This is a genomic window from Variovorax durovernensis (genome assembly GCF_977011995.1).
Map to the genome: position 1 here is coordinate 6183347 of NZ_CDRNCW010000001.1, position 12874 is coordinate 6196220.

The following is a 12874-nucleotide window of genomic DNA, read 5'->3' on the forward strand; positions in this document are numbered from 1 at the left end:
GCTTGCGTGGAGCGATCTCGATCACCTCAGAACGGCGAGTTGGGGTGGTAGAACTCTTTGGCGTTTTCCTTCGTGATCAGCACCGAAGGAATGATCGTCGTCGCAGGCAGCTTCTCGCCCTTCAGGCGCGCTTCGGCAGTGAGCTTGATCGCGTCGTAGATGAACTTCGGCGAGTAGCTCACGTCGGCCGTGATGCGCGGGTCCTTCCCGTCCATGATGGTCTTGACCATGTCCTTCGCGCCCGCGCCGCCGAACACGATCTTGATGTCGTCACGCTTGGCCTGCGCGATGGCCTTGAGCACGCCCACGGCCATGTCGTCGTCGGCCGCCCAGATGGCGTCGATGTTCTTGAAGCGCGTGAGGTAGTCCTGCGTGACCTTGAAGGCGTCGTCGCGGTTCCAGTTGGCGTACTTGGCATCCAGCAGCTTGATGTCGGGGCTGCCCTTGAGCACGGCGTTGAAGGCGTCCATGCGCTCGTTGTCGAGCGTGGTTGCAATGCCGCGCAGCGCCACCACGTTGCCCTTGCCGTTGAGCTGCTTCACGATGTACTCGGCCGGGATCTTGCCGAAGGCGGTGTTGTCGCCGGCCACGTAGGCATCTTGTGCGCTGGTGTCGGTGAGGCCGCGGTCGACCACGGTCACATAGGCGCCCTTGGCCTTGACCTGCGCGACCGGCTTGGTCAGCGCGGCGGATTCGAACGGAAACACGACCAGCGCATTGATCTTGGTCACCGTCGACAGGTCTTGCAGCTGGTTGGCCTGCTCGGGCGCGTTGGCTGCCGTCTTGATCGTGATCTTCAGGTCCTTGTGTTCCTTCTCGAGGTCTTTCTTCGCCTGGTTGGCCCAGTAGTTGATGCCGCCCATGAAGCTGTGCGTGGCCGCGGGAATCGAAACGCCGAGATTGACCTTCTCCGCGGCAAGCGCGGGCAGGCTGGCGAAGGCTGCGGCGGCAACGGCCGTGAGTGCGATGCGACGTGTGAAGCTTGTCATGCTGGATGTCTCCTTGTGGTTGATGGAACGGGAACGCGAAGAAACTAGCGCCGGCCGCGCTGCAGGAACGCGACGATGATGATCACGAAGCCCTGCACGGCAGCATTGAGGTACACGCTGATGATGCTGGTGAGGTTCAGGATGTTGCTGATGACCGAGAGCAGGATCGCGCCCACCACGGTGCCGGTGATGCTGCCCGCGCCGCCCTTGAGCGCAGTGCCGCCGACGATCACTGCGGCAATGGCTTCCAGCTCCCACAGCAGGCCGGTGGTCGGCGAGGCCGAGCCCAGGCGCGGCACGTAGAGCAACGTCGCGATGCCCACGCACACGCCGAGCAGCACATAGGTCATGATCTTCACGCGGTCGACGTCCACCGCCGCATAGCGCGCCACCTGCTCGTTCGAGCCGATGGCCTGCACGTAGCGCCCATAGGCCGTGCGGTTCAATATGACGCCGCCGATGATCGCGACGATCACGAACACCCACACCGGCACCGGAATGCCCGCGAGGCTGGCGTAGTACACCGGCGCGTAGAGGTCCGACAGGTCGTTGTCGAGCGTGAGCGCGCCGCCGTCGGCAAAGTACGTGAGGTACGCGCGGAAGATGCCGAGCGTGCCCAGCGTCACGATGAAGGGCTCGATGCGCCCCTTGGTGATGAGCAGGCCATGCGCCAGCCCGAACACAGCGCCCAGCACGATGGCCAGCACCGCGCCCATCACCACCGCGAGCAGCGGCGAGCCTGAAGCCGGGCCGGCCCAGTTGATGAACATGATCACGCTGCCCGCGATGAGCGCCGCCATCGAGCCCACCGACAGGTCGATGCCGCCCGAGATGATCACGAAGCACATGCCCACCGCGATGATGCCGATGAAGGCGGTGCGCGTGAGCACGTTCATCGCGTTGTCGACGGTCGCGAAGTCGCTGTTGAGCAGCGTGCCGGCGATGCACAGCAGCACGAGGCCGATGACCGGGCCGAGCCCGTGCAGCCGCTCGGTCCAGCGCGGCTTGGCCTCGCTGCGGTGTGCGGCGACTTCAGGCTGCGGCGGTGGTGTCTGCTGTTCCGGTGGCATGAGCGATGAGCTCCTCTTCTGTCAAATGGTCTGCGTCGAGCGTGGCGACGAGGCGGCCCGCGCGCATCACCGCGACGCGGTGGCACAGGCCGATCAGCTCCATCAGCTCCGACGAGACGACGATCACCGCGAGCCCTTCGCGGGCCAGTCGCTGGATCAGGAAATAGATGTCGCGCTTGGCGCCCACGTCCACGCCGCGCGTGGGCTCGTCGAGCACCACCACCTTCGGCTGCGGCTGCAGCACCTTGGCGAGCGCGAGCTTCTGCTGGTTGCCGCCCGACAGCGACGAAGCCTTGACCTCGAGCGAGCCGGTGCGGATGCCGTAGTCCTTCACCGCCTCGGCCAGAGCGCCGCGTTCTGCTTCGGGCTTCAGCCAGGGCTGCGCATAGCGTTCGAGCGCCATCAGCGTGAGGTTCTGGCGCAGGCCGAAGTTGACGTGCAGGCCCTTGCCCTTGCGGTCTTCGCTGAGGTAGGTGAGGCCGTGCTTCGCCGCGTCGCGCGGGTTACGCCAGCCCTTGCCGCCGGGCACGGGCTTGCCGAGCATCTCGACGCTGCCGCTCGCGGGGCGAAGGCCGAGCAGGCCTTCGAAGAGTTCGGTGCGGCCGGCGCCGACGAGGCCCGCGAAACCGAGGATCTCGCCGGGGCGCACCTCGAAGCTCGCGTCGCGCGCCCAGCCGGGCACGTTGAAATTGCGCACGCGCATGGCGGGCGCGTCCGCCGCCACCACCACATCGCGCGGCGGGTACAGGTCGGCCAGCTCGCGGCCCACCATGAGGTTGGCCATCTGCTGGCGCGTGACCTCGGGCGTGGGCGCGCGCGCGACGAAACGGCCGTCGCGCATGACGATCACCTCGTCGGTCACCTGCTCCACTTCGTCGAGCTTGTGCGAGATGTAGACGATGGTCACGCCGTCCGCGCGCAGCTGCGCGATGAGCTTGAACAGGCGCTCGGTCTCGCCGGGCGTGAGCGTGGCGGTGGGTTCGTCCATGATGAGCAGGCGCGCGCGGCGGGCGATAGCCTTCGCAATCTCGACGAGCTGCTTCTCGGCGACGATGAGCTTTCGCACCTTGGTGCGCGGGTCGATGTTCAGGCCCACGGCGGCGAGCGCGGCGGCGGCTTCGCGCTCCATGGCTGCGTCGTCGAGCAGCCAGCCCGCCAAGAAAGCGCCAGGGCGCCCCGAGCCTCCTTGCTCCCCTCGGCGGACGGGCGCCGTGAAACGGCGGCCAAGGGGCGACATCTTCTTCTCGTGGCCCAGGAAGATGTTCTGCGCCACGCTCAGGTCTTCGGCGAGGTTGAACTCCTGGTGGATCAGCACGATGCCCAGCGCCTCGGCATCGCGCGAACTGCCGAACCGCTGCGGCTGGCCGTTGATGCGCAGCGTGCCACCGGTGAGCTGTTCGTAGCCGGCAAGGATCTTCATCAGCGTCGATTTGCCCGCGCCGTTTTCGCCAAGCAGGCCGTAAACGCGGCCGGGGGCGAGCGCGAAGCTCACGCCGTGCAGCACCTGCACCGGGCCGAAGGCCTTGACCACGCCGTCGAACTCGACGGCGACGCTGCCCTTGCTGCTTGCCGTGCTGTCGCTCATGGCGCCACTCCGCGGACCTTCAGGGTCTCGTGCATCGCGAGCACGCCGGCGCCGATCAGGCCGCCCTGCATGCCCAGCGGGGTGTACTGGATTTCCAGGTGCCGCGTCGACAGCGCAAGCGAGCGCTGGTACACGCTCTGGCGCACCGCCGCGAGGAACAGCGGCCCGATGCGCGTGATGCCGCCACCGATGAACACATGCGACGGATTGAAGAAGTTGACGACCGAGGCAAGCATCTGGCCGATGAGGCTGCCCGCGCGCTGGATGATGCCGTTGGCCGCGGTGTCGCCGCCGCGGCTGGCCTGGCCGACGTCGATCGCGTCGATGCGGCCATGCACGCGCAGGCACTCGGCCAGCAGTTCGCTTTCGCCGGCCTCGGCCGCCTGCACCGCCATCCGCGTGATCGCGGGGCCGGCCGCCATGGCCTCGACGCAGCCCAGGTTGCCGCAGTGGCAGCGCGGGCCTTCCTGGTCGACGCAGATGTGGCCCACGTCGCCCGCCGAGCCGGCCGCGCCCCGGTAAACCTCGCCGTGGCAGACGATGCCGCAGCCGATGCCGGTGCCGATCTTGATGACGAGGAAATTGGTCAGCGAGCGCTTGAGGCGCCACAGCTCGCCGAGCGCCATGAGGTTCACGTCGTTGTCGACGAAGACGGGCGCGGCGTAGTCCTCGCGCAGGTAGTCGCGGATCGAGAAGCTGTCCCACGCGGGCATCAGCGGCGGGTTCACGAGCTGGCCGATCTCGAAGTTGACGGGGCCGGGCACGCCGATGCCGATGCCGAGCACGTCGCGCGCGGCGTGGCCGCATTGCGCCAGCAGCTCGCGCATCAGCACCCGCACCCGGGCCAGCACCACGGCCGGGCCTTCGCGGACGTCGGCGGGCTCTTCGTGTTGCGCCAGCACGGTGAGGTCGGGGCGCAGCACGGCCACGCCGAGGCTGGTCGCGCCGATGTCGATGCCGACCAGCACGCCGAGCCCGAAGTGCAGCTGCAGGTTTTCAGCGCGCCTGCCCCCTGAGGAACGCTGCAGGCCCGCTTCGGCCAGTAGCCCCTGTTCGACGAGTCCGGCGATGAGCGCATTCGCCTTGCTCTTGGAGAAGCCGAGCTGCTCGGCCATGGCGTGGCGTGATCCGCCGGCCGACCAGAAGGTCGTTTCCAGCAGCCGCATTTCATCGGCAGTGATGCCGCTCCAGGGTGCCACGCGTTTGTCTCCGGTGTTCTTTTGAAGTCGCCGCCTGCAACCTTCGGCTGTCGGGCGAAGGCGAATACTAGGTGCAGGTCTTCAGCCGGACAAGGCCGAACTTCGGCCAAGTTCAAACCGAAGTTGGCTTGAGTGGGGAAACGCCGGGCGCAAAAAAGCCGCCCGGAGGCGGCTTTTCGGGAAGAGAGCCTGTGGGCTCTTCTCTTGCCTGCTTACTTCTTCTGGCGGTACTTGCGCAGCGCCGCGATCTGGGCGGCCATCACGGCCAGCTCCGATTGCGCCATCGCGATGTCGATGTCGCTCTTCGCGTTCTTCAGTGCTTCCTCGGCCGCGGCCTTGGCCTGGTTGGCCTTCTCGTCGTCGAGGTCCTTGCCGCGGATCGCGGTGTCGGACAGCACGGTCACGGCGTTGGGCTGCACTTCGAGAATGCCGCCGGCCACGAAGACGAACTCTTCGCCGCCATCGGCCATTTCGATGCGCACGGCGCCGGGGCGGATGCGCGTGATCAGCGGGGTGTGGCGCGGGTAGATGCCGAGCTCACCGGCTTCACCGGGCAGCGCGACGAACTTGGCTTCGCCCGAGAAGATCGACTCTTCCGCGCTGACCACGTCCACATGAATGGTGCCTGCCATGGTGATTCCTTCTTAAGCGACCTTCTTGGCCTTTTCGAACGCTTCGTCGATGCCGCCCACCATGTAGAACGCTTGTTCCGGCAGGTGGTCGGCTTCGCCGTTCACGATCATCTTGAAGCCACGGATGGTTTCGGCCAGCGGCACGTACTTGCCGGGCGAGCCCGTGAACACTTCGGCCACGTGGAACGGCTGCGACAGGAAACGCTGGATCTTGCGGGCGCGGGCCACGGCGAGCTTGTCGTCGGGAGCCAGTTCGTCCATGCCCAGAATCGCGATGATGTCGCGCAGTTCCTTGTAGCGCTGCAGCGTGCCTTGCACGGCGCGGGCCACGTTGTAGTGCTCTTCGCCGACCACGTTCGGGTCGAGCTGGCGCGAGGTCGAGTCCAGCGGGTCCACGGCGGGGTAGATACCCAGCGAAGCGATGTCACGCGACAGCACCACGGTCGAGTCCAAGTGGGCGAAGGTGGTGGCGGGCGACGGGTCGGTCAAGTCGTCGGCGGGAACGTAAACGGCCTGGATCGAGGTGATCGAGCCGACCTTGGTCGACGTGATCCGCTCCTGCAGGCGGCCCATTTCCTCAGCCAGCGTCGGCTGGTAGCCCACGGCGGAAGGCATGCGGCCCAGCAGAGCCGACACTTCGGTACCGGCCAGCGTGTAGCGGTAGATGTTGTCCACGAAGAACAGAACGTCACGGCCTTCGTCGCGGAACGACTCGGCGATGGTCAGGCCGGTCAGCGCCACGCGCAGACGGTTGCCCGGGGGTTCGTTCATCTGGCCGTAGACCATGGCCACCTTCGAGTCCTCGAGCTTCTCGAGGTTCACGACGCCGGAGTCGGCCATCTCGTGATAGAAGTCGTTGCCTTCGCGGGTACGTTCACCCACACCAGCGAACACCGACAGACCCGAGTGAGCCTTGGCGATGTTGTTGATGAGTTCCATCATGTTCACGGTCTTGCCCACGCCGGCGCCGCCGAACAGGCCCACCTTGCCGCCCTTGGCGAACGGGCACACCAGGTCGATCACCTTGATGCCGGTTTCCAGCAGGTCTTGCGAAGGCGACAGTTCGTCGTACGCGGGAGCCTTGCGGTGGATCGAAGCGGTGAGCTCCTGGCCGACCGGGCCGCGTTCGTCGATGGGCGCGCCCAGCACGTCCATGATGCGGCCGAGCGTGGCCTTGCCGACGGGCACCGTGATGGGTGCGCCGGTGTTCGTGACGATCAGGCCGCGGCGCAGGCCGTCGGACGAGCCCAGTGCAATCGTGCGCACCACGCCGTCGCCGAGCTGTTGCTGGACTTCGAGAGTCAGCGCGCTGCCTTCGAATTTCAAGGCGTCGTACACCTTGGGCATCTGGTCACGCGGGAACTCCACGTCGACCACGGCGCCGATACATTGGACAATTTTTCCTTCAGCCATGGCGTTTCCTTCTGGATGGATCTCAATAAATTTGCGACAGGTTCTTGCAGAAGCGTCCTGGTGCCGAAACGGGCCGCTTTTGCAAGAATGCCGGACGGGCCGGCACCCTTGATTGGTTCAGTTCAGATCAGCACTTCATTGCCGTGGCTTGCGCAGCGAATGCGTCCGAGGCAGCCTTGCAGGCCTGACCCAGCGCAGCCTTGTCGGCACCCATGGAAGCCCAGGTGGCCTTGGTCTGGTCGAGGCTTGCCTTCATCGCGTCGGCGGCAGCACCGCTTTGCGCGGCAACGCAGGTCTGCACCTTGGCCAGGTAGTCGTTGCACTCTTGCGGCAGGTCGGCCGAAGCCGTCGATGCCGCTGCGGGGGCTGCAGGCGTTGCGGCTGCGGCTGCGGCTGCGGGAGCGGGCGCAGGCGCCGCGGGTGCAGCAGCCGGAGCCGGTGCAGGCGCGGGCGCCTCTTCCTTTTTGGAGCAGGCGGTCAGAGCGGCAGCAACTGCCACCAGAGCAAGAATTTTCTTCATTTGCGCGTAGTCCCCTTAAAAGAAGGCCTTGAGTCACTCACTGTGCACGCGAAGCGCGCACGGCAGGCAATGTGGCCCGTTCCATTGCCCCGCCAACCATCAAACGCCCGCGGCGGCCGCGGCGCCGGAAACGATCTCCGACAGTTCCTTGGTGATGCCGGCCTGGCGGGTCTTGTTGTAGACCAGCTTCAGCTCGCTGATCACGTTGCCCGCGTTGTCCGTTGCAGCCTTCATGGCCACCATGCGCGCCGAATGCTCGGACGCCATGTTCTCGGCCACGGCCTGGTACACCAGCGATTCCACGTAGCGCACCAGCAGCTCGTCGATCACGCTTTGCGCGTCGGGTTCGTAGATGTAGTCCCACGAATGGTGTCCCGACTCGGTCTGCAGCGTCTCGGCCTTGAGCGGCAGCAGCTGCTCCACCATCGGCTCTTGCTTGATGGTGTTGATGAACTTCGTGTAGCACAGGTACACGGCCGACAGCTTGCCTTCGGCGTAGGCGTCGAGCAGCGTCTTGACCGGCCCGATGAGCTTGTCGAGATGCGGCGTGTCGCCCAACTGCGTCACATGAGCCACCACGCGGGCGCCGATGCGGTTCAGGAAACCCAGGCCCTTGCTGCCGATGGCCACCGACTCCACCACGTTGCCGGCCGACTGCGCTTCGCGCAGCTTGGCCGTCACTGCACGCAGCAGGTTGGTGTTCAAGCCGCCGCACAGGCCCTTGTCGCTGGTCACGATGATGAAACCGACGCCCTTGGCCTCGGTCGTCTTCATGAACGCGTGGGTGTACTCCGGATTCGCCTTGCCGAGATTGGCCGCGATGTTGCGGATCTTTTCGCTGTAGGGGCGAGCGGCGCGCATGCGTTCCTGCGCCTTGCGCATCTTGGAAACCGAGACCATTTCCATGGCCTTGGTGATCTTCTTGGTGTTTTCCACCGATTTGATCTTGCCGCGGATTTCCTTACCAGCTGCCATGAGAGCTCCTTCTTGCGTCGATCAGGCGAACGACTTCTTGAACGAAGTGGCGGCGGCCAGCAGTTCGGCTTCGGCGTCCTGGCAGGTCTTCTTCAGTGCCTTCTTGGCGTCGCTGTCGTCCGCCTTGGCAGGCTTGACGTCCCACTTGGCGCCGTGCTTTTCCATCGTTTCCAGCAGCGAGGCGTGGCTCGACTTCAGGTACTGGTGGAAGCCGTGTTCGAACGAGAGCACCTTCTTGACGTCGATGTCGTCCATGAAGCCCTTGTTCACCGCGAACAGCGTGGCGCTCATCAGCGAGATGGGCAGCGGGCTGTACTGGGTCTGCTTCAGCAGTTCGGTCACGCGGGCGCCGCGGTCGAGCTGCTTGCGGGTGGCTTCGTCCAGGTCCGATGCGAACTGGGCGAAGGCCGCGAGTTCGCGGTACTGCGCCAGGTCGGTACGGATACCGCCGGACTGGTTCTTCACCAGGTTGGTCTGGGCCGACGAACCCACGCGCGACACCGAGATACCGGCGTTGATGGCGGGACGGATACCGGCGTTGAACAGGTTGGTTTCCAGGAAGATCTGGCCGTCGGTGATCGAGATCACGTTGGTCGGAACGAAGGCGGACACGTCGCCGGCTTGCGTTTCGATGATCGGCAGTGCGGTCAGCGAACCGGTCTTGCCCTTGACTTCACCCTTGGTGAAGGCTTCGACGTAGTCGGCATTCACGCGGGCTGCGCGTTCGAGCAGACGGCTGTGGAGATAGAACACGTCGCCGGGGTAGGCTTCGCGGCCTGGCGGGCGGCGCAGCAGCAGCGAGACCTGGCGGTATGCAACGGCTTGCTTGGACAGGTCGTCATAGACGATCAGTGCGTCCTGGCCGCGATCGCGGAAGTATTCGCCCATCGTGCAGCCCGAGTAGGCCGACACGTATTGCATGGCTGCCGATTCGGAAGCCGATGCCGCCACCACGATGGTGTAGTCCATCGCGCCGGCCTGTTCGAGAGCGCGCACCACGTTCTTGATCGACGAAGCCTTCTGGCCGATCGCGACGTAGACGCAGGTCATGTTCTGACCCTTCTGGTTGATGATCGCGTCGATGGCCACTGCGGTCTTGCCGGTCTGGCGGTCGCCGATGATCAGCTCGCGCTGGCCGCGGCCGACGGGCACCATCGAGTCGACGGACTTCAGGCCGGTCTGCATCGGCTGGTCGACGGACTTCCGTGCGATCACGCCGGGAGCGACCTTTTCGATCACGTCGGTCATCTTGGCGTTGATGGGACCCTTGCCGTCGATCGGCTGGCCCAGTGCATTCACCACGCGGCCGATGAGCTCGGGGCCGACCGGCACTTCCAGGATGCGGCCCGTGCACTTGACGGTGTCGCCTTCGGAGATGTGCTCGTACTCACCCAGAATCACGGCGCCGACGGAGTCGCGCTCGAGGTTCAGTGCGAGGCCGAACGACGGCGTGCCGTCTGCGCTCGGCGGGAATTCGAGCATTTCGCCCTGCATCGCGTCCGACAGGCCGTGCACGCGCACGATGCCGTCAGTCACCGAAACCACGGTGCCTTCGTTGCGGATGTTGGCGCTGACCCCGAGGCCCTCGATGCGGCTCTTGATCAGTTCGGAAATTTCTGCGGGATTGAGTTGCATGACTCTTTCCTTCTTTCTTTGTAAGGCGATGGAGACCGTCAGGCCGCCAGCGCAACTTTCATTTGTTCAAGGCGCGCTTTGACGGAGGTGTCGAGCACCTCGTCGCCGACCACCACACGAATGCCACCGATCAGTTCCGGCTCTTGCTGGACCGTGACCTGGAGCTTGCGACCGAAACGCTTTTCGAGCGCGGCCGACACGTTGGCGAGGGCCGCGGCATCGATCGGGAAGGCGCTGTAGACAACGGCGTCGGACGAACCGCTCTTCGCGTTGGCCAGTGCCCGGAACTGCTTCGCAATTTCCGGCAGCACCGAAAAGCGTCCGTTCTCGAGGAGCGCACCCAGGAAGTTCTGGGCAGGAGCAGCAAGCGGTGCACCGAATGCACCGGCGACCACGCCGATCACCTGTTCGGCCGTGGCCTTGGGGTTCTCGGCGAACTGCTTGAGCTCCGGGCTGGCCGCGATGGCGGCAACCTTTTCAAGCCAGGCGCTGGTACCGGCGAGGTCGGACGACGACGCCTTGAAAAGCGCCTCGGCGTAGGGGCGTGCAATGGTGGCGAGTTCTGCCATGGCTTCTATCAGAGTTCGGTCTGCAGACGGGCGAGCAAATCGGCGTGAACGCCTGCATTCACTTCCTTGCGCAGAATCTGCTCCGCGCCCTTGACGGCCAGAGCGGCAACCTGCTCGCGCAGGGCCTCACGGGCCTTCAGTGCCTGCTGGTCGGCTTCGACGCGTGCGGCTGCAACGATCTTGTTGCCTTCCTCGGTCGCACGGGCCTTGGCCTCTTCAACGATGGCCTGGGCGCGACGTTCGGCGTCGGCAAGACGCTGTGCGGACTCGTTGCGTGCCTGGCCCAGTTCGGCTTCCACGCGCTTGTTGGCGGCGGTCAGCTCGGACTTGGCCTTGTCGGCAGCAGCGAGGCCTTCGGCGATCTTCGCAGCGCGGTCGTCCAACGCCTTCGCGATCGGCGGCCACACGTACTTCATCGTGAACCCGACCAGGATCAGGAACACGATCATCTGAACGATCAGGGTACCGGTAATGCTCACTTTTCACCCTCTCTATGGGATTGAATCGAAGCCATTCGCTAGGGGCTCTAGAGAACGACGACGCAGGTCCGACGAGAAAGACTTACTTCGGCAGGTTGGCGATTTGCGACAGGAACGGGTTGGCCGTTGCGAACCACAGGGCGATACCGGTGCCGATAATGAAAGCGGCGTCGATCAGACCAGCCAGCAGGAACATCTTGGTTTGGAGTTCACCCATGAGTTCGGGCTGACGTGCGGCCGACTCGAGGTACTTGCTGCCCATGATGCCGATGCCGATACATGCGCCAACAGCGCCCAGACCGATGATCAGGCCGGCGGCCAGTGCAACAAAGCTAATAACTTCCATGATGACTCCTAGAGGACTTTGGTTGAAGAGAAAAACAAAAACAGAAACGAAAACTGATGATCAGTGGTGATCGTGGGCCTGGCCGATGTAGACCAGCGTCAACATCATGAACACGAAGGCTTGCAACGTGATGATCAGGATGTGGAAGATGGCCCAGGCCGTGCCCGCGATGATGTGGCCGATGGCCAGGCCGATGCCGGTGGCCGACATGGACCAGGCACCGCCCATCAGGGCGATCAGCAGGAAGATCAGTTCACCGGCGTACATGTTGCCGAACAACCGCATGCCGTGCGAGACCGTCTTGGCGACGAACTCGATCATCTGCATGGCGAAGTTGAAGGGGTACAGCGCCCAGTGGTTGCCGAAGGGTGCGGTGAACAGCTCGTGGATCCAGCCGCCAGCGCCCTTGATCTTGATGTTGTAGTAGATGCAGATCAGCAGCACGGCCACGGACATGCCCATGGTGACCGAGAGGTCGGCGGTGGGCACGACGCGCAGGTAGGCGTGGTGCGGGTCTTCGCCGGCGAGGCCGAAGATCTTGGCCCAGATTGCCGGGAACAGATCGACCGGGAACAGGTCCATCGCGTTCAGCAGGAAGATCCAGACGAAGATCGTGAGTGCCAGCGGGGCCACGAACTTGCGGCTCGTGGCGTTGTGAACGATGCCCTTGGCTTGCTGATCGACCATTTCGACCAGCAGTTCGACCGCCGCTTGAAAACGGCCGGGAACGCCCGAAGTGGCCTTGCGTGCGGCAAGCCACAGCAGCCAGCAGCCCAGGATGCCGAGCGAGATCGAGAAAAAGAGCGAGTCGAAATTGAAAACCGTAAAGTCAGCCACACCTCCAGGCTTGGAGCTTTGCAGGTGCGTCAAGTGGTGAACGATGTATTCACCCGCGGTCTGACTATGTTCCGCAGCGTTTTCAGCAGCCATTCCGTTACTCGTCTCTCTGTTTCCGGCGCCGGGGCGAGAACATCACCGCCAACCAGGCCGCCTTCATTGTCACCACCAGGCCGACCAGCATTGCTGGCCAGCTCAGCGCCGTAATCAGCCTTGGCGCAGCGATCAGCATCGCCACCGACAAGGCCATCTTGACCATTTCCCACAGGAAGAATCCGAACACTGTAGTGCCCGGATTCAGGGAAGAAAACCGACCGGTCAGCCCTCGTGCGAATACCGCCGATGGAATGACCACCGCGATCGCACCATAAGCGGCGGACCAACCCAGATTTTGCCTCCCCGTCAGTCCCCAGATGGCCAGAGCCACCAGCAGACCGACAACCAACTGCCCCACGACCACCCGCCAGGGGGAGATCGAAGGGTTCTTTGCACGCAGTTCACGCGCCTCCTCGGCGGTCAACGGCTTGAATTCTGCGTCGAGGTCTTCAGCGACCTCCGAGTCTTGTCGGGCGATTGTTTTCATTTTGAATGAAGCCCGGATGACGACCCAGAATTTCTACAAAGC

General features: G+C 64.4%; 14 protein-coding genes. All 14 read right to left on the reverse strand.

Annotated elements, in window-relative coordinates; genetic code table 11:
• Nucleotides 1-26: 26 nt before the first annotated feature.
• Nucleotides 27-989 carry a substrate-binding domain-containing protein gene (locus tag ACWV14_RS29270; RefSeq protein ID WP_454905224.1) on the reverse strand — a complete coding sequence of 321 codons (963 nt, stop codon included), beginning with the start codon at nucleotides 987-989 and terminating at the stop codon, nucleotides 27-29.
• A 44-nt stretch (nucleotides 990-1033) separates the two neighbouring features.
• Nucleotides 1034-2059, reverse strand: coding sequence for an ABC transporter permease (locus tag ACWV14_RS29275; RefSeq protein WP_454905225.1), 1026 nt, complete (start codon nucleotides 2057-2059; stop codon nucleotides 1034-1036).
• The gene (locus tag ACWV14_RS29280) at nucleotides 2022-3644 is read right to left on the reverse strand and encodes a sugar ABC transporter ATP-binding protein (RefSeq protein WP_454905227.1); all 1623 of its coding nucleotides are present in this window, start codon (nucleotides 3642-3644) and stop codon (nucleotides 2022-2024) included. The genes ACWV14_RS29275 and ACWV14_RS29280 overlap by 38 nt, the downstream gene beginning before the upstream one ends.
• Nucleotides 3641-4810 (reverse strand): ROK family protein, encoded by a 1170-nt coding sequence (locus ACWV14_RS29285; protein ID WP_454906119.1) that lies wholly within the window; start codon nucleotides 4808-4810, stop codon nucleotides 3641-3643. The genes ACWV14_RS29280 and ACWV14_RS29285 overlap by 4 nt, the downstream gene beginning before the upstream one ends.
• 245 nt (nucleotides 4811-5055) lie before the next feature.
• Entirely contained in the window at nucleotides 5056-5475 is a 420-nt protein-coding gene (locus tag ACWV14_RS29290; protein WP_454905229.1) for a F0F1 ATP synthase subunit epsilon, read from the reverse strand.
• A gap of 12 nt (nucleotides 5476-5487) precedes the next feature.
• On the reverse strand, nucleotides 5488-6888 hold the full coding sequence (gene atpD, locus ACWV14_RS29295; RefSeq protein ID WP_081266094.1) for a F0F1 ATP synthase subunit beta: 1401 nt from the start codon (nucleotides 6886-6888) through the stop codon (nucleotides 5488-5490).
• A gap of 127 nt (nucleotides 6889-7015) precedes the next feature.
• Nucleotides 7016-7408 carry a hypothetical protein gene (locus ACWV14_RS29300; protein WP_454905231.1) on the reverse strand — a complete coding sequence of 131 codons (393 nt, stop codon included), beginning with the start codon at nucleotides 7406-7408 and terminating at the stop codon, nucleotides 7016-7018.
• Between the two features lie 99 nt (nucleotides 7409-7507).
• Nucleotides 7508-8383, reverse strand: a complete 876-nt coding sequence (gene atpG, locus ACWV14_RS29305) for a F0F1 ATP synthase subunit gamma (protein WP_081266096.1) — start codon at nucleotides 8381-8383, stop codon at nucleotides 7508-7510.
• A 21-nt stretch (nucleotides 8384-8404) separates the two neighbouring features.
• Nucleotides 8405-10018, reverse strand: a complete 1614-nt coding sequence (gene atpA, locus ACWV14_RS29310; RefSeq protein WP_106936601.1) for a F0F1 ATP synthase subunit alpha — start codon at nucleotides 10016-10018, stop codon at nucleotides 8405-8407.
• A 38-nt stretch (nucleotides 10019-10056) separates the two neighbouring features.
• Complete coding sequence (locus ACWV14_RS29315) at nucleotides 10057-10587, reverse strand: F0F1 ATP synthase subunit delta (RefSeq protein WP_081266098.1); 531 nt, start codon at nucleotides 10585-10587, stop codon at nucleotides 10057-10059.
• An 8-nt stretch (nucleotides 10588-10595) separates the two neighbouring features.
• Nucleotides 10596-11066 carry a F0F1 ATP synthase subunit B gene (locus tag ACWV14_RS29320; protein WP_081266099.1) on the reverse strand — a complete coding sequence of 157 codons (471 nt, stop codon included), beginning with the start codon at nucleotides 11064-11066 and terminating at the stop codon, nucleotides 10596-10598.
• An 82-nt stretch (nucleotides 11067-11148) separates the two neighbouring features.
• Complete coding sequence (gene atpE / locus ACWV14_RS29325) at nucleotides 11149-11412, reverse strand: F0F1 ATP synthase subunit C (RefSeq protein WP_019657641.1); 264 nt, start codon at nucleotides 11410-11412, stop codon at nucleotides 11149-11151.
• A 60-nt stretch (nucleotides 11413-11472) separates the two neighbouring features.
• A complete protein-coding gene (gene atpB, locus ACWV14_RS29330; RefSeq protein ID WP_454905234.1) occupies nucleotides 11473-12342 on the reverse strand; it encodes a F0F1 ATP synthase subunit A in 870 nt (289 codons plus the stop codon).
• A 4-nt stretch (nucleotides 12343-12346) separates the two neighbouring features.
• Nucleotides 12347-12832, reverse strand: a complete 486-nt coding sequence (locus ACWV14_RS29335) for an ATP synthase subunit I (RefSeq protein ID WP_454905236.1) — start codon at nucleotides 12830-12832, stop codon at nucleotides 12347-12349.
• Nucleotides 12833-12874: the final 42 nt, after the last annotated feature.